The sequence below is a fragment of the Streptomyces spirodelae genome (assembly GCF_017676385.1).
Lineage (GTDB): Bacteria > Actinomycetota > Actinomycetes > Streptomycetales > Streptomycetaceae > Streptomyces > Streptomyces spirodelae.
Map to the genome: position 1 here is coordinate 1 of NZ_JAFFZN010000016.1, position 16619 is coordinate 16619.

At 71.4% G+C, this 16619-nt stretch carries 15 protein-coding genes and 2 pseudogenes; 6 read left to right on the forward strand and 11 right to left on the reverse strand.

The features are described 5' to 3' along the window. Positions 1-39 precede the first annotated feature (39 nt). Positions 40-1728 (reverse strand): D-alanyl-D-alanine carboxypeptidase/D-alanyl-D-alanine endopeptidase, encoded by a 1689-nt coding sequence (gene dacB / locus JW592_RS17980; protein ID WP_307805449.1) that lies wholly within the window; start codon positions 1726-1728, stop codon positions 40-42. A 141-nt stretch (positions 1729-1869) separates the two neighbouring features. Here dacB and JW592_RS17985 point away from each other — a divergent pair, with 141 nt between their 5' ends. Continuing rightward, entirely contained in the window at positions 1870-2361 is a 492-nt protein-coding gene (locus JW592_RS17985) for an inorganic diphosphatase (protein ID WP_099883295.1), read from the forward strand. Positions 2362-2438: 77 nt separating this feature from the next. On the opposite strand, the gene JW592_RS17990 is transcribed toward JW592_RS17985, so the two are convergent. From JW592_RS17990 to JW592_RS18015, 6 genes are all read right to left on the reverse strand, one after another. After that, positions 2439-4091 carry a threonine/serine exporter family protein gene (locus JW592_RS17990; protein WP_209266267.1) on the reverse strand — a complete coding sequence of 551 codons (1653 nt, stop codon included), beginning with the start codon at positions 4089-4091 and terminating at the stop codon, positions 2439-2441. Positions 4092-4316: 225 nt separating this feature from the next. Beyond that, entirely contained in the window at positions 4317-5084 is a 768-nt protein-coding gene (locus JW592_RS17995) for a MerR family transcriptional regulator (RefSeq protein WP_209266156.1), read from the reverse strand. 160 nt (positions 5085-5244) lie between these two features. Continuing rightward, positions 5245-5850 (reverse strand): PadR family transcriptional regulator, encoded by a 606-nt coding sequence (locus JW592_RS18000; protein ID WP_209266157.1) that lies wholly within the window; start codon positions 5848-5850, stop codon positions 5245-5247. A 91-nt stretch (positions 5851-5941) separates the two neighbouring features. Continuing rightward, the gene (locus tag JW592_RS18005; RefSeq protein WP_209266158.1) at positions 5942-6610 is read right to left on the reverse strand and encodes a DinB family protein; all 669 of its coding nucleotides are present in this window, start codon (positions 6608-6610) and stop codon (positions 5942-5944) included. Positions 6611-6744: 134 nt separating this feature from the next. Then, positions 6745-8202: an aldehyde dehydrogenase family protein gene (locus tag JW592_RS18010; protein WP_209266159.1), complete on the reverse strand. Its 1458-nt coding sequence runs from the start codon at positions 8200-8202 to the stop codon at positions 6745-6747. A gap of 56 nt (positions 8203-8258) precedes the next feature. Beyond that, positions 8259-9164 carry a Sco1979 family transcriptional regulator gene (locus tag JW592_RS18015; protein ID WP_372446532.1) on the reverse strand — a complete coding sequence of 302 codons (906 nt, stop codon included), beginning with the start codon at positions 9162-9164 and terminating at the stop codon, positions 8259-8261. 279 nt (positions 9165-9443) lie between these two features. Between JW592_RS18015 and JW592_RS32805 the strand changes: the two are divergent. Next, a pseudogene (locus JW592_RS32805) lies at positions 9444-9872 on the forward strand (ATP-binding protein); the annotation flags it as partial. Between the two features lie 267 nt (positions 9873-10139). After that, a pseudogene (locus JW592_RS32810) lies at positions 10140-10322 on the forward strand (ATP-binding protein); the annotation flags it as partial. On the opposite strand, the gene JW592_RS18025 reads toward JW592_RS32810, so the two are convergent. Next, positions 10285-10524, reverse strand: coding sequence for a DUF397 domain-containing protein (locus JW592_RS18025; RefSeq protein ID WP_209266161.1), 240 nt, complete (start codon positions 10522-10524; stop codon positions 10285-10287). The pseudogene JW592_RS32810 and the gene JW592_RS18025 overlap by 38 nt on opposite strands. A gap of 202 nt (positions 10525-10726) precedes the next feature. Between JW592_RS18025 and JW592_RS18030 the strand changes: the two genes are divergently transcribed. Together JW592_RS18030 and JW592_RS18035 are read left to right on the forward strand one after the other, a co-directional pair. After that, positions 10727-12664 carry an ABC transporter ATP-binding protein gene (locus JW592_RS18030; protein ID WP_229376315.1) on the forward strand — a complete coding sequence of 646 codons (1938 nt, stop codon included), beginning with the start codon at positions 10727-10729 and terminating at the stop codon, positions 12662-12664. Between the two features lie 139 nt (positions 12665-12803). Further along, positions 12804-13973 carry a rod shape-determining protein gene (locus JW592_RS18035; RefSeq protein WP_209266162.1) on the forward strand — a complete coding sequence of 390 codons (1170 nt, stop codon included), beginning with the start codon at positions 12804-12806 and terminating at the stop codon, positions 13971-13973. Positions 13974-13995: 22 nt separating this feature from the next. Here the strand turns inward: JW592_RS18035 and JW592_RS18040 are convergent, their stop codons facing one another. Further along, positions 13996-14466 carry a Crp/Fnr family transcriptional regulator gene (locus tag JW592_RS18040; RefSeq protein WP_209266163.1) on the reverse strand — a complete coding sequence of 157 codons (471 nt, stop codon included), beginning with the start codon at positions 14464-14466 and terminating at the stop codon, positions 13996-13998. A gap of 115 nt (positions 14467-14581) precedes the next feature. On the opposite strand from JW592_RS18040, the gene JW592_RS18045 reads away from it, so the two are divergent. Further along, complete coding sequence (locus JW592_RS18045; protein ID WP_209266164.1) at positions 14582-14806, forward strand: DUF2277 domain-containing protein; 225 nt, start codon at positions 14582-14584, stop codon at positions 14804-14806. Positions 14807-14839: 33 nt separating this feature from the next. Here JW592_RS18045 and JW592_RS18050 read toward each other — a convergent pair whose 3' ends face one another. Continuing rightward, entirely contained in the window at positions 14840-15406 is a 567-nt protein-coding gene (locus JW592_RS18050) for a MarR family winged helix-turn-helix transcriptional regulator (protein ID WP_307805457.1), read from the reverse strand. A 207-nt stretch (positions 15407-15613) separates the two neighbouring features. Continuing rightward, entirely contained in the window at positions 15614-16588 is a 975-nt protein-coding gene (locus tag JW592_RS18055) for a LysR family transcriptional regulator (RefSeq protein WP_209266165.1), read from the reverse strand. Positions 16589-16619 lie beyond the last annotated feature (31 nt).

Below are 16619 nucleotides of genomic sequence, written 5' to 3' on the forward strand. Positions count from 1 at the left end.
GCGGCGGGCAAGGGACACCCCCTCATCAGCAAAGGCGGCTCATCCCGTCGAAGGCGAATCGCGGCAGCCGCAGTTGGCCAGCGCCGAAGCGAGCCGGTCCAAGGATTGCTGGGCGGCATCCCGGCCGGAGGCCCCCGTCGTCATGAAGGCGAAGGCCAGCATCCGCCCGTCGGCGTCCACCACGGTGCCGGCCAAAGTGTTCACCCCGGTGAGGGTGCCGGTCTTGGCCCGTACGAGACCCGCGCCCGGCTCGCCGCGCTCGCCGCCGTAGCGGTCGCCGAGGGTTCCGGTGAATCCGGCGACCGGCAGCCCGGTCAGTACGGGGCGCAGTTTCGGCCGGTCCGGATCGGCCGCCAGAGTGAGCAGCCGGGTGAGCAGCACGGGCGAGACCCGGTCGGCGCGGTCCAGCCCGCTGCCGTCCGCGAAGCGGGCGCCCTTCAGCGGCAGGCCGAGCTCCTTCAGGGTGTGGCGGACGGCGCGGCCCGCGCCCCGGAAGCTCGCGGGCTCCCCCTGTGCGAGGGCTGTCTGCCGGGCGAGCGCTTCGGCGAGGTCGTTGTCGCTGTGCGTGAGCATGCGCTCGACCAGCGCGCCGAGCGTGGCCGAGCGGTGGACGGCGAGTTCCGCCGCCCCCTCGGGCGCTCGGCGCTCCTCGGGGGTGCCCTCGACCGTGACGCCCTCGTCGGCGAGTTCGCGGGCGAAGATCTTGGCCGCCTCCAGCGCGGGGTCGGCGGCGCGGGGTGCGGGCCCGTGGTGGCTGTTGTCCGTACGGCCCTCCTCGACCATCAGCGGGGTGACCCGGGCGAGGTTCTCGTTGGGGCCGATGACGTGCCGGTCGGTGCCGGTGTAGCGGGAGGTGTCGTAGCCGAGGCCGACCTCGTGGACGTCGCGCTTGTCGAGGGCGCGTGCCGTCCGCTCGGCCATGGTGGCCAGGTCCCGTTCGGTGAGGGTGGGGTCGCCGCCGCCGACGAGGGTGACGCGGTCGCCCTTGCCGACGGCGCGGGTGGCGATCCGGTAGGTGTCGCCGCGGGCGGTCAGCGCCGCGACGGCGGTGGCCAGCTTCACCGTGGAGGCGGGCGCCGAGACGGCCTCGGCGTCCCGGGAGAAGAGCTGCCGTCCGGTGACGGCGTCCACCACCGAGGCGTGCCGTACGGCGCCCAGCGAACCGTCCTCGATCAGCGGTTCGAGGGTGTCGGCGAGTGCCGAGGCGGTGGGCGGCGGCAGCTGGTCCGGGCGGGTGCCGCCGCGGCCGCGCGCGTCGGTGCGCGGGCCGCCCTCGCCCGCTGCCCGCTTCGGCAGCGGCCCGGCCGCTGCCAGCACCTGGGGGGCCATGGGGTAGCTGTCGGTGCCGGGCCGGGTGTGGTCCCCGCCACTTCCGCCCTCCTGGCGGGCTGCCCGGACGCGCTCGGCCGTACGCTGACCCGAGTCCCACGGTCCGGCAGCGGCCACCGTCACCAGTGCGACCACGAGTCCGAGTGCGGCGGAGGCGGCGGTGAGCCGGGCCGTCTGCCGCTGCTGCGGAGCGGCTGCCCGCCAACGACGCCGGGCCGCGCGTGCCGCCTCGCGGGCGCGGTCGGTCACCCGTACGGCCGCCGTCCGGGTGTGTGCCGCCGCCTTCCGGGTGAGGGCCGGCGCGGTGCGGGTGCGGGCTGCCGCGGTGCGGGCCACTCGGGCTGCCGAACGGTATGCCCGCTTCGCGGTGTCACGCACCTTCGCCTTGGTGTCATGCACCTCGACCAGCCCCTTTCGCGAGCACACATGTGCGTGGGGGACACTTAATCACCAGACTGGAGTTCTTCTGGGGGACGGCCCCCAGGGCACACGAGTGCTGATGAGACTGATCTCATCATGATCTATACGGAGGAGCCTCCCTTGGAGTTCGACGTCACCATCGAGATCCCGAAGGGCTCGCGGAACAAGTACGAGGTGGACCACGAGACGGGCCGCATCCGGCTCGACCGGCACCTGTTCACCTCGACCGTGTACCCGGCGGACTACGGCTTCGTCGACGGCACCCTGGGCGAGGACGGCGACCCGCTCGACGCGCTCGTGCTGCTGGAGGAGCCCACTTTCCCCGGGTGCATCATCAAGTGCCGCGCCATCGGCATGTTCCGGATGACGGACGAGGCCGGCGGCGACGACAAGCTGCTGTGCGTGCCGTCCTCGGACCCGCGGATGGAGCACCTGCGCGACATCCACCACGTCAGCGAGTTCGACCGGCTGGAGATCCAGCACTTCTTCGAGGTCTACAAGGACCTGGAGCCCGGCAAGTCGGTCGAGGGCGCCAACTGGGTGGGCCGCGCCGAGGCGGAGGCCGAGGTCGAGGCATCCATCAAGCGGCTGGCAGCCGAGGGCGGCCACTGAGGCCGTCCACTCCCCGGAGGGGCTGAGCGTCTCGGCCCCTCCGTCTGCTTTGCGTCTGCCGGCAATGAGCCGATCAGCTAGAAGCCGCGGGTGCGCTTGGCGGCGCGGCGGCCCGGCAGCGGGGTCTCCTGGCCCGGGGTCTTGATGAACAGGCGGGCCAGTTCGCCGCCGAGGTTGACCCCTATCGCGATGGCCAGTGCCAGCGCACCCGCTGTGGCCAGGTGCTCGAAGCCCTTGTTCACATCGCCCTGGGCGATGTTCAGCAGCCCGAAGTAGGTGTTGCTACCCGGCAGCAGTGGCCCGATCGCCGCCGTGATGTAGGGCAGCGACGAGGCGAACTGGTAGCGGGAGAGCAACTGGCCGAAGAGGCCGACCAGCCCGGCGGCCACCACGGTGGCGGGTACAGGTGTCAGATCCGCCTTGGTCAGCGCGCCGAAGATCAGCCAGGCCACGCCCCCGTTGAGGGTGGCCGGCAGCACGGTGTGACGTTCCTGCTGGAGCAGCACGCAGAAGGCCAGCGCCAGCAGCATGCCGGCCAGCAACTGGGTGACGGGACGGTCGACGTGGCTGACGATGTCGGGCGTCAGCCGGGCGTTCAGCCGGTCGCCCACGTACAGCACCAGCAGCACGCCGCAGACGATGCCGACGATGAGGTAGATGACCTCCAGCAGGCGCGCGGCCGCGGTGATGTAGAAGCCGGTGAGCCCGTCGTGCACCGCCGCGACCAGCGCCCGCCCCGGGATCAGCGCGAAGAGTCCACCGGTGATGACGGCCGACGCCTGGATACGGGTATCGGTGTGCTGGGAGAGCAGCGCGACGCCGACACCTATCGCGGCGGGCGGCATCGCCGCGGAGGCGAACTGGTAGAACTCCGGCAGCCCGCGTCCCGCGCACAGCCAGGCGAGCCGGTCACCGAGCATCGCGCCGAGTGCGGCGAGGACGAACACCAGCCCGTCGCCGCCCACCAGCAGCGAGGCGGCACCGGACAGCGCGCCGCTGGCCACGGTGAGGGCCCACTTGGAGTAGGGGTGCCGGTTGCGGCGCATCTCCGCGAGCCGCCGGTACGCCTCCTCCAGGGACACCTCGCCCTGGGTGATGTCGGCGACGAGCGCGAAGACGGCCGACAGCCGGGTGTAGTCGGTGCCGCGCCTGCGGACGGTCCTGCTGAGCGTCACCGGGTCGTCGACCAGCGACGGCTGGTGGGTGATGGCCAGCAGCGTGAAGGTCACCTCGGGCTCGGTGCGGTCGAGCCCGTAGGCGTGGGCGACACCGAACATGGCGGCTTCCACGTCCTCGGCCCCCTCGCCGCCCGCCAGCAGCAGCTCGCCGATTCGCAGCGTCAGGTCGAGGACGCGGGGCACGGCAGGGCCGCTCTCCGCGCCCTCGTCGCCGCGCGCGGCCCGCTCCGGCACGGGGCGCTCGGCCAGCGGCATCCGTACCAGCGAGCGCATCCGGTCCTGCCAGGGCGAACCCGGCTTGGCCAGCGGGCCGACGACGGGGATGCCCTCGGGCGGGGTGAACGCGCTGCCCGGCTCGGGCGGCGGCTGTGTGACGAGTCCCTCCGGAATGGTGAACTCGGAAGTCGGGTGCTCCTCCTCGGGAACGGGCGGAAGCGGCACGCCCAGGGGCGCCGTGAAGGCGCTGTGCGACTCGTCGGACACCGGTTTGGTGTCCTCCGGCTCACCACCCTGCTCCGCGGCGTCGCCGTTTCCCTTGGGCTGCCCCACCACGCTCTGTTCGCTCCTTCCCTCGCTCTCCAGCAGTGTCACACGAGCAACGCCGTGTCCGACGAGGACCGTTCCACGGAACGGAAGCGTGCTACCTCACAGTGGAGCATGCGCGGAAAACCTCCCCCCAAAGGCCCCCTGTACAGGACCTGTACAGGGGGCCGTCGAAAGGGGGTGTGGCCACCGGAGAAGGACCGGACACCGGAGAAGGAACGGACGGTGGGCGCTTCAGCCGGCGTCGGCGGCCCGTGCGGCGTTCGCCGCGATCGCGTCCCGCATGTACCGGGCCAGTCCCGGCCTGATCGCCTCATAGGTGGCGGTGAAGCGCTCGTCCTGGACGTACATCTCGCCGAGCCTGCAGTGCATCTGATGGTCGCACTCGTAGCTGAAGCGGGAGATGAACAGCCGGTGCCGCTCGGCGAGGGCGGTGACCGCGGGCGCGTCGGGCGGGTCGCCCGCCGCCAGCCGGTCGGCGACGGCGCCGTGGATCTCGTCCATCTCGCGCCTGAGTGCTTTCCAGTCCTCCTTGCTGCAGGTGGCAGCGCGGCGCTGCGCCTCGCGGTACTGCGCGGAGTCGCCCCAGCGGCGCTCGGCCTCCTCCGCGTGCTCGTCCGGGTCGAAGTCCCCGAACACCTCGAACTTCTCCTCAGGGGTGAGGTTGATGCCCATTCTGCGTGCCTCCATGGCGCGTTCCACGGCGGCGGCCATCTCCTTCAGCTGGTCGATCCGCGCCGTCAGCAGGTGGTGCTGGCGGCGCAGATGGCTGACCGGGTCGGCTGCGGGGTCGTCCAGCAGGACGGCGATCTCCTCCAGCGGGAAACCCAGCTCCCGGTAGAAGAGGATCTGCTGCAGCCGGTCCAGGTCGGCGTCCGTGTACCGCCGGTGCCCGGCCGTCGTACGGGCCGAGGGCACCAGCAACCCGATCTCGTCGTAGTGGTGCAGCGTGCGCACCGTGATCCCGGCGAAACCGGCGACCTGCCCGACGGAGTGGCTCACCACCGCCTCCTTGCCTGCCATCGCTCGTTGCGGTCGCTTACGGGCATCCACGGTGCTGCCTCACGTCACGTGAGGTGCAAGCCGCATTTCCGCGCCGGCGGGCGATCCTCGTCCGGGCGCCGCCGGTGTCACCGCCGGCCGGTGTCACCGCCGCCCGCCCTCACAGCGGTGGGCGGTCCGTCAGTACGCTCAGATCGCGCTCGCCCTCGCCGGCCATCACAAAGGCGCCGGCCTGCAGCCGGGAGATCAGCTCGCGGGCCCAGGCGGCATCGCTGTCGGCGGTGTGCACCCATAGCTTCATGATCTCGTCGATGTGGCCCCACTCCTGTGGAACGCCACCGTCCGGGGCCCAGTTCCGGGTCACCTCGTCACGCCAGGACTCCAGTGCGGCGACCCGCTCCTCCAGCAGCGCCACGGCCTCCGCGCGGGGCAGGTCGACGAGGAAGCCGACGGCGGAGGTCAGCAGCTCCTGCTTCTCCTGGGTGGCGGTCAGCGCGTACCGCAGCAGCCGGAAGAACTCCGCCTCGCCCGCCTCGGTGATCTCGTACTCGGTGCGGGGCGGGCCGCCCGCGGTGCTCGGGGCCGTCTCGTGCGGCAGCAGCAGGCCCTGCTTGGCCAGCTGCTTGAGCGCGTGGTAAATCGACCCCGGCTTGGCCGACGACCACTGGTGGGCGCCCCAGAACTCCAGGTCGTTGCGGACCTGGTAGCCGTGCGCCCGCCCGCGCAGGCGCACATCCCCCAGCACCAGCAGCCGGATCGCCGACATCGCTTCCCTGCTCCCCTGCCCGGTCATACCGCCGTTGCGTTGTCAAGCCACACCCTATGCGGGTCCGGGGCAGGGGAGCAGCCGCGTGGGGTCAGTCCTGACCGGCGCCGCTCTGGTCGGTGCCGCTCTGGTCGGTGCCGCTGTGGTCGGTGCCGCTCTGGTCGGCGCCGCTGTGGTCGGCGCCGCTCTGGTCGGCGCCGCCGAACGCGGACCAGTCCGGCTCGGGCATCGCGCCGGTCTCGAAAACCAGGTCGAAGGCGCCCTTGCCGTCGATCGTCTCGCGGATGATGTCGGCGTGCCCGGCATGCCGCGCGTACTCCTCGATCAGGTGCAGCAGGCCCCAGCGCCAGGAGAACTCGCCGCCCTTGTCCCAGGGGGCCGGCGGGACGACGAAGGTCGCGTCGAGCGAGGAGAGCTCACCGACCGCCTTCTCGACCTCGACGGCGACCCGCTCGCTGTAGGCGAGCAGCGCGTCGATCGTCTCGTCGGCGGTGGGGGTGAAGCTGTGCTCCCACTCCTCCTTTTTCTTCTCCTCACTGGCCTCGATACCGCGGAAGGTGCGGAGCCAGCCCTCCTCGACCACGGTGACGTGCTTGAGCAGTCCGGCCAGCGAGAGGGCGCTGGCCGCGGGGGTGCTGCGGGCCTGCTCCTCGGTGAGGCCGTGGAGGGCGCGGCGGATGCCGCCCCGCTGGGCCTCCAGGTAGGCGAGGAGCACTCCGCGCTCGTCACCGCGCTGTTCCGCCTTGACGACTACCGGCATGGGGTTCGCCACCTCTCGGATCGCTCCGGAGGCCCGTGCCCCCGGCTGATGACCCCAAACTATGAGCCCTTGCGGTCAGGTTCTGTCCTCAAGAAGCAGGCCACTCAGCCAGACTGCCCAAGCGCAGCTTGTTCTCAGAAAGGGAACTCGCTGCGTTCGCGTTGGATGGAGACCCAGCGGGTGGTGGTGAAGGCTTCGACCACCTGAGGTCCGTTCAGGCGGCCGAGGCCGGACAGTTTCTCGCCGCCGTAGGGGACGATCGGTTCGTCGGCGACGGTGGAGTCGTTGACGTGGACCATCCCCGCGTCGATCCGGCGGGCGACCGCGATGCCCCGCTCGATGTCGGCACTGTGCACGGCGCCGGCGAGCCCGTAGGGGGTGTCGTTGGCGACGCGTACGGCCTCCTCCTCGCCGTCCACCGGGATGATCAGCGCGACGGGTCCGAAGATCTCCTCGTGCCGCAGCAGGGAGTTCTCCGGCAGGTCCGTCAGCACGCTGGGCGAGACCAGGTTGCCGTCCACCTCGCCGTGCAGCAGGGCCGTGGCGCCCTCGGCGAGCGCCTGCTCGACGATGGCGGTCACCCGTTCCGCCTGGCGGGAGTTGATCAGCGGACCGATATGGGTCTCAGGGTTCTCCGGGTCGCCCACCACCAGCCTGCTGACGCGCTCCACGAACTTCTCGGTGAACTCCGGCTCCAGGCGCCGGTCCACGATGATCCGGTTTGCCGCCATGCACAGCTGGCCCTGGTTGACGAAGCGGCTGTAGACCGCGGCGTCCACGGCGTAGTCGACATCGGCGTCGTCCAGCACCACCAGCCCGCTGTTGGAGCCGAGCTGGAGGATGACGCGCTTGAAGTTGCGCCCCGCGACGGTGGACACGTGGCGGCCCACGCGGTCGGAGCCGGTGAAGGAGATGACCTTGGGCACCGGGTGCTCGATGAGCGTGTCGCCGATCTCCGCGCTGTCGGTGATGACGACGTTCACCAGGCCCGGCGGCAGCCCGGCGTCCTCCAGCACCTTGGCGACCAGGGTGCCCCCGCACACCGGTGTCGACTGGTGCGGCTTGAGGACGACGGCGTTGCCCAGCGCGAGTGCGGGCGCGGCCGACTTGACCGCCAGCAGGAAGGGGTAGTTGAACGGGGAGATGATCCCCACGACCCCGACCGGGTCCCGGTAGACGCGGTTCTCCTTGCCGGGGACCGAGGACGGCAGGATCTCGCCGAGCGGGTTGAGCGAGAGCTGAAGGGCTTCCCGGAAGAACTCCTTGACCATGTGGATCTCGAAGGCCGCCTTGTGCCGGGTGCCGCCCAGCTCGGCGATGATGGCCTCGGTGATCCGCGGCTCGCTCTCCTCGATGACCCGGATCGCCCGCTCGAAGACCCGTCTGCGCGTGTAGGGGTTGGTGGCAGCCCACTCACGCTGGGCACGCTCGGCCGCGCGGTACGCCTCGTCCACCTCGTCGCGTGTGGCGACGGTGATGGAGGCGAGCTTCTCCCCGTTGTACGGGTTGAAGTCGATGATGTCCCAGGAGCCGGTGCCGGGACGCCACTCGCCGTCTATGCACTGGAGTGCCAGATCCGTGAAGTAGGACATGCCATTCCTTCTGGGGGTTGAAGGAGATGCTGCTGCTTGGTCATCGTACCGGCGGGTCACAGGAGTTGGCGGATTTGGCGCAGGTGATCCCGGCTGTGTTCCGGGGAGAGGCTGAGCTCCACGAGCCGCCGCAGCGCCTGGTCGTACTGTGCCACCTCGTCCCGCTTGTCCAGGTACAGCGCACTGGTGAGCTGTTCGAGGTAGACGATGTCGTTGAGGTCGGACTCGGGGAAGCGCAGCAGGGTGAAGGCACCGGCCTCGGCGGGGTGCCCGCCCAGCTCGAAGGGGGCGATGTGCAGGTGGACGTTGGGCCGCTCGGAGGCTTCGGCGAGGTGGTCCAGCTGCGCCTCCATGATGGCCTTGCTGCCGAACGGGCGGCGCAGCGCGGCCTCGTCGAGCACGCAGAGCAGGTCGGGGGCGTTCTCGCCGAGGAGGAGCTTCTGGCGCTCCAGGCGGAGCGCGACGCGGCGTTCGACCTCCTCCTCGGCGAGCGGGGTGCGGTGCCCGGCGGAGACGACGGCGTGTGCGTACTCGTCGGTCTGCAGGAGGCCGTGCACGAACTGGACTTCGTACGTACTGATGTGTGAGGCGGCGCCCTCCAGCCCGACGTACGTCTGGAACCAGCCGGGCAGCACATCGCTGTAGTTGTGCCACCAGCCGGCGACGCTGGAGTCCCGGGCCAGATCGAGGAGTGGTTCGCGTTCGGCGTCGTCGGTGACGCCGTAGAGCGTGAGCAGGTCCTCCACGTCCCGCGCCTTGAAACTGACCCGGCCCAGCTCCATTCTGCTGATCTTGGACTCGGAGGCCCGGATCGAGTAGCCGGCGGCCTCGCGGGTGACGCCACGGGCCTCGCGCAACCTTCTGAGCTGGGATCCGAGCAGGATGCGCCGGACCATCGAGCCACTGGAGCTGTTCACCCCTTTCGCCCCTCCGGTACTGGTCTGTGCCGATTCTGTTGTCATTCCGATCAGCCCTCCACCCCTGCTTGAAGGGAAGTGTGCCATCCCCGCGCTCCGTTGCGTGCCCGCCCGATTACACACGATCGAAAGTCGCTCGTGCACGTGCATCTGCCCTTGCATCTGCTGTGGGCATTGGGAACCATGGGGATGGCACAAGTGGACCCGCTGGCACGGAAGTTGGCTGCGCGGGTTGCGCTGTGGCGCCCGCACCAGGCGGGGTAGCACGGCCGACAGGATCCGCGCAGGATCATCAACTGCCGCTGACGCCAGGAGTGGCCCTTGTTGGGGACCGAAGGATCGACGGTGCTGGAGCCCTTATGGGGAGGGCTCCCCACGCCGGATGCCCTCTCGGTCTCCGGCTCCGCCTCCTGCGCGCTGCCGCCCCACTACGAAGCCGTCTCCAGCGCCCGGAACTTCACCCGCAGGACGCTCCAGCGCTGGGGCCTGACCGAAGAGTTCGACGACGTGGCGCTGGTGGTCTCCGAACTGGTGACCAACGCCATGCGGCACGGCCTCACCCCCGGCGCCGATCACGGGGCGGCGTCGGGGGACGAGGGCGACCCGCCGGTCCGGCTGCATCTGATGCGCTGGTCGGCCCGGCTGGTCTGTGCCGTACGCGACCCCAGCGACCAGCCGCCCGATGTCACGGCCGTACGACGTGCCGCCGGGCATCGGGAGGCCCACGGGGGATTCGGGGAACAGCACGGAAGGTTCGGCGGTCACGGGAGCCGCACGGCCTGTCAGGACTCCATGGAGTACGGGGGCTCCATGGATCGAGGGGGTGTCCCGCCCGCCGGGAACCCCCTTGGGCGCGGGGGGTCTCTCGACTGCGAGGGGTCCCTCGGACACGGGGGAAACGGGGGTCACGGGGGAAACGGGGGCGCCGTGAGAGCCGTTGACGCGTTCGACGCGTTGGGCGCCTGGGACTCCGAGGAACTCGAGAACTTCGAGGACTTCGGGGGGTTCGGGGCGCCCGGCTTCACGGCGGAGTCGGGACGCGGTCTGTGCCTGGTCGACTCCTTCAGCGACGCCTGGGGGTGGCACCCGCTCTCCGGTCCGCTCTCCGGGAAGATCGTCTGGGCGCTGTTCCGCACCGGCGGCGAGCCCCGCGAGGGGGCGGTCGTCAGTGAGCTGCCAGGTCGTCGAACTCGCCGTCCTTGACGCCGAGGATCAGGGCCCGCACCTCGGCGGGCGTATAGATCAGCGCGGGCCCGTCGGGGAAGCGCGAGTTGCGCACGGCGATGTCACCGCCTGGCAGCCTGGCGAACTCCACACACGCCCCTTGCGAGTTGCTGAACCGGCTCTTCCGCCATACGACCCCCTCCAGGTCCCTGGCGGCCATGCCGTTGAACGCGTCGGGCACTTGGATCTCCTGAGATGGTCGGATGTGCGGCTCGCCGCAGTGGACAGGGTCGTGCAGCCGTCAACTGCCAACTTCCCGGGATCATAACTTCGTTCACGTACGGATGCATGTGCCGATGCACGTGCACGACCGCATGTCGCGAGGCCATCACTACCGGTCAGCCCCTTGACTTGAAGTTCTCTTCAAGTTCTAGCTTCCCGTTATGAGCATGGAGATGACCGCCTGGCACGCGCTCTACAACGCGCGCCACGCCCACCAGGACCAGCACCCCTTCTCGCCGGCCATGGTCGGCCGCATCATCCGCTTCGCCCGCCGCCACCACCGCAAGCTGATCGCGTTCATGCTGCTCAGCAGCGTGCTCGCGGTGCTCACGGTGGCCACACCGCTGCTCGCCGGGCAGGTGATGAACGCGATCGACCAGAAGTCCTCCACCGGCACCGTGCTGGTGCTGGCAGGGCTGATCGCGGCCATCGCCCTGGCGGAGGCCGGGGTCGGCATTCTGACCCGCTGGCTGTCCGCGCGCATCGGGGAGGGCCTCATCCTCGATCTGCGTACCGCCGTCTACGACCATGTGCAGCGGATGCCGGTGGCCTTCTTCACCCGCACCCGTACGGGTGCTCTGGTCAGCCGTCTCAACAACGACGTCATCGGCGCCCAGCGCGCCTTCTCCTCCACTCTTTCGCAGGTGTTCAGCAACATCGTCACGCTGCTGCTGACCCTCGTGGTGATGTTCAACCTCTCCTGGCGGATCACCCTGCTCACCCTGGTGCTGCTGCCGCTGTTCGTGCTGCCTGCGCGGCGGATGGGCGCCCGGCTCGCCCGGCTGGAGCGGGAGCGGGCCGAGCACAACGCGCAGATGAGCACCCAGATGACCGAGCGCTTCTCCGCCCCCGGCGCGACCCTCGTCAAACTGTTCGGGCGCCCGGACGAGGAATCGGCCGCCTTCGCGGCCCGCGCCGACCGGGTGCGGGACATCGGGGTGCGCACCGCCATGGTGCAGGAGGTCTTCTTCACCGCGCTGACCCTGATGGCGGCCCTCGCGCTCGCCCTCGTCTACGGGCTCGGCGGCTACTACGCGCTGCGCGGCAGTCTCGACCCCGGCGCCGTCGTCTCCCTCGCGCTGCTGCTCACCCGGCTGTACGCGCCGCTGACCGCACTGGCCAGCGCCCGGGTCGAGGTGATGAGCGCGCTGGTCAGCTTCCAGCGGGTCTTCGAGGTGCTCGACCTCAAACCGCTGATCGAGGACGAGCCCGACGCCGAAGAGGTGCCGGCCGGACCCGTCTCCGTCGAGTTCGACGACGTCCACTTCGGCTACCCCTCACCCGACAAGGTCTCGCTCGCCTCCCTCGAAGAGGTCGCCACGCTCGACACCCGCGGCGGTGAAGAGGTGCTGCACGGCATCTCCTTCCGCGCCGAACCAGGAGAGATGATCGCCCTCGTGGGCTCCTCGGGCGCGGGCAAATCCACGCTGGCCTCGCTGGTCCCACGCCTGTACGACGTGGACAGCGGCGCCGTCCGGCTCGCCGGCAAGGACGTACGCGAGCTGAGCGCGGCCTCGATGCGGCAGACCCTGGGCCTGGTCACCCAGGACGGCCATCTCTTCCACGACACCATCCGCGCCAACCTGCTGCTGGCCCGCCCGGGGGCCACCGACGAGGACCTGTGGTCCGCGCTGCGCAGGGCTCGCCTCGACGGGCTCGTCGCCTCGCTCCCCGACGGACTGGACACCCTCGTCGGCGAGCGCGGCTACCGGCTCTCCGGGGGCGAGCGGCAGCGGCTGACCATCGCCCGGCTGCTGCTGGCCAAACCCCGTGTCGTCCTGCTGGACGAGGCGACGGCACACCTGGACTCCACCTCGGAGGCGGCCGTGCAGGAGGCGCTCGGCGAGGCGCTCCAGGGCCGCACCTCGCTGGTGATCGCCCACCGGCTGTCCACCGTACGGGCCGCCGACCAGATCCTGGTCCTGGAAGAGGGCCGGATCGTTGAGCGGGGGACCCACGAGGAGTTGCTGGCAGCGGGCGGGCGGTACGAACAGCTGTACAGGACACAGTTCCGCGAGTCGGACGGCGACACGGCAGGGACGCCCCAGGTCGACACGGCCGGGACGCCGCAGGACGCGGGGATCGGGACCGTCGCCTGAGCGGAGATCACCCTCCCGGACGCGCTCGGCGCGCGCCGGGCCCGCCACGGGCACAGGCTGAGCTGTGGACCGCTCCCCCGGCAGCTTCCGGGGGCCGGTCCCCTGGTCCGCGCCGCCGCTCCCGGAAGGACACGAGCCCATGAGCTGCTCCAGCCTTGAGGCCCTGACCCGCTGTTCCGTCGCCGTCGACCTGGGGGCTGCCAGGACCCGCGTCTACGCGAAAGGTGCGGGGCTCGTCGTCGACCAGCCGTCCGCCGTCGCCGTGAACACCCACTCCGGCGCCCTGATCGCGGTCGGCCAGGCGGCGGAGCGGATGGCCGGGCGCACTCCGCAGCACATCCAGGTGATCCGGCCCGTCTCCAACGGCCACGTGGTGGACATCGAGATGGCCCGGCGAATGGTGCGCACGCTCATCGGCGAGAGGCTGCGCGGCCTCAAGCGGCGCCGCACGATGCAGCGCGCCCTGGCCGTCGTCCCGCACGACGCCGACCCGCTGATGCGCCGTGCCGCCGTCGAGACGCTCACCGGAGTGGGGGCACGCCACGTCGAACTGGTGGAGGCCCCGATCGCCGCCGCGATCGGCTGCGGACTGCCGGTGGTACGCGCCGAGGGGGCCATGGTGCTGGTGTGCGGTACGACGACCACCCAGATCGCGGTGGTCTCGCTGGGCGCCGTCGTGGCGGGAGGCACCGTCAACCTGGGCGGGGAGACCGTCCACCACTCCGTCGTGCAGTACCTGCGCAACCGGCACGAGCTGCTGCTGCCCAGCCAGGACGTCCGCCCGCTCCACCTGGCCCTGCTCGGCAGCGGCGGCGTCGGCGACCGCCGGGGCGGGGGCACCGGCAACACGCTCGAGGTACAGGGACGCGACGTGGTCTCGGGACTCGCCCGCACCGTGACCGTCGACCCGGAGGAGCTGCGCGGAGCCGTCCAGACCCCGCTCACGGGGCTGCTGGACACCATCCGCGCCGTGCTGCACCGGTGCCCGCCCGACCTGGTGGCCGACCTCGCCGAGCGCGGGATGGTGCTGGCGGGCGGCACGGCGCTGCTGCCCGGCCTCGCCGAGCAGCTGCGCGAGCACACCGGGATGACCGTCCACGTGGCTCAGGAACCGGACCTGTGCGCCATCAACGGGCTCGCCGCGATGATGACGCACGGCGCCGGAGTGGCCGACGAGGGTGCCGCGCCATGGCAGCCCGACCCCACCCGGGCCGACCCGCTGTCGGGCGGCCGGGAGGTCATCGGCGGACCGAGCGCTGTCGCGGCCGCTGAGGCGGCTGTCCCCGTACCGGAGCAGGAGGCCGGTTAGCGGCCCGCGGAGCGCCTCCTGCTCAGATGGGGCCGACTGCGCGGTCGTGCGGAGCGTAGGGGCCGAACAGATCCACCAGTCTGGCGCGGCAGCGCTGGAGTCTGTCCCCCATGACCGCGGCGACGGTCCTGGTCATGGCCAGGCCCAGCGCCTTGTCCTCCTCGCACAGCGCCCGCACCGAGAGCGCGTCGAACTCCAGAGCGCGCACCGGGCTGTCCGCCTGAGCGGCGAGCGACCACACATACGGCTGGAACATCCAGGACCAGCCGAGCAGTTCCCCGTGGCGGACGTGGTCGATGGCCACGTCACGATGGCCCGGGATGTGCATGGCCAGCGTCGCCGAGCCGGTATGCAGTATCCAGAAGCGGTCGGCTCTCGCGCCCTCCTCGAAGATCCGTTCCCCGGCCTCGAAGCGCACTTCGTGGCCTAGGGAGCGCACCCGCTCTCGCTGCTCGGGTGTGAGTTCGCCGAGCAGCCCCGTCGTGGTCTGCATGGCCCGCCCTCCCTTCCGGGAACGGAGCGACGTACTGCCACGTCACGGCTTTTTCAAGGTACCTCGCCTCACTCGGACAGGCGAGTCCTGCACGACACGCCGTACCGTCGGCGGTATGTGCAGAAACATCCGGACGCTCCGTCCGCCCTACGCCGAGGCCGTCACCGAGCAGGACGTGCGGGCCGCAGCGCTCCAGTACGTCCGCAAGGTCTCGGGGTTCCGCGCCCCGGCCGCGCACAACCAGGCGGCCTTCGACCTGGCCGTCGAACGGATCACCGCGGCGACCGGGGAACTCCTGGAGAGCCTGGTGGTCAAGGGATCGCCCGGCGGGAACGGCTGAGACGGCCGACGGCGCAATCGTCGACGCCGGCGGTCAGCGGCGGGCGCCCGCGGTCGCCTCCTGACGGCTCTCCAGCAGTCGCAGCAGCTCGCCCAGCATCCTGGCGAGCCCGTCGCGCTCCTCCTCGCCCAGGCCCACCAGCAGCGACCGCTCGTACGCCACCTGCTCCGGCATGATCCTGTCCACCAGCTCGCGGCCGCCGGCCGTCAGCGACAGATGGGCGACCCGGCGGTCCCGCGCGTCCGGGCGCCGCTCGATCAGGCCCCGCTCCTCCAGCGTCCGCACCCGTTTGGTGACGGCCGTCGCCGAGGCGTAGGTCTCCCGCGCCAGCCGGCCAGGGGTCAGCTCCCGGTCCTCGCGGCGCAGCGCGCTGAGGATGTCGAACTCCGGGCGCGAGAACCCCTCGCGGGCCAGCGGCGCGTCGGAAGCCTGCCGCAGCAGGGCCGCACATCTGGTGAGGCGGCCGATGACCCCGATCGGCTCGGTGTCGAGGTCGGGGAGCACCTGCCGCCACTGGCCCAGGACCCGCGCGACGACATCCCCCTCGACTCCGTCCGCTCTGTCCGCCCCGCCCGCTCTGTCGCCGGGTGCGTCTTCCACCGGCACGCGCTGCCCCTCTCACCCGAGCTCGTCTCTCCCGTACACCGCCCAATTCTGCAGCCGGGGGACGGGGCGGTACGGGAGCGGGGTCCCGCCGGGCGCACGTGGCGTCCGGCGGGACTCTCCGGTAAGGGCGGGTCAGCTCACACCCTGCTCCACAGGGACGGCGCGTCCTGGGGTTCCAGTCGGGCTGCCCCTGCCACGGCGTTATGGCGCCTGGTGCTTCCGCAGCCAGCGGGAGTAGCTGGGGCTCAGTCCGGCGGCGTCGGCGTGCACGGCACGGGCGTGTGCCAGGACGGTCCGCGCCGCCCCGGCGTCGGCCGCGTCGCGGTGCCGGCCCAGCAGGTGCCGCCACAGCAACGGGGAGCCGAGCAGCGGGCGCGTCACCAGGCCCGGCGTCGGCGGAAACGTCGCCCGACACAGCCCCACCGCGCGTCCCACCTGCACCAGATGCACACAGGAGGCGGTGTCCGTCTCGTACACGGCCTCCGGCGTGAAGCCGGCCCGCGCGCACGCGGCGGCGAAGCAGTCCGCGAAACAGCCGTCCCCCGGAACGTTGGTCCAGCGCGCCCCCGCCAACTCCCCCAGCTGCACCTCCTCGCAGGAGGCGAGCGCATGGTCCTCGGGCAGCATGACGAACACCGGGTCGACGGCCACCTGGCGCCAGACCACCGCGGCACCGCCGCTCCCGGCGGAGGGCGGCCGGCTCTGGCCGCACACCCCGGCCAGCACATAGTCGATCCGGCCCTCGGCCAGCAGCCCGGTCAGCTCGCGGGTCGACCAGGACGTGTACGTCGTCACCGCGGCGCCCGGACAGGCCGAGGCCAGCCGGTCGACCAGGCCGCCCAGCAGCGGTCCGTGCGTGCCCCCGAGCCGGTACCGGGCGGGCTGTTCCGCCCCGTCCGCCGCCCGCTTCCGGCTGAACCGGCGCGCCTCCTCCTGCAACTGCGTCACCGCGGGCACCAGCACCCGGGCCCGCTCCAGCACCAGTTCCCCCAGCTCGGTGGGGCGCACCCCGTGCGGGCCCCGGATGAACAGCTCACCCCCGAGCGCCCGTTCCATCCTCTTGAGCTGCGCGCTCAACGCGGGCTGCGCCAGCCCCAGCCCGGTCGCGGCCCGCGTCAGACTCCCCGCCTCGGCGATGGCCGCGACGACCTTGAGGTGTCGGAGTTCCAGGTCCATACCAGTACGGTGGGGCGCCCGCCGACCGCCG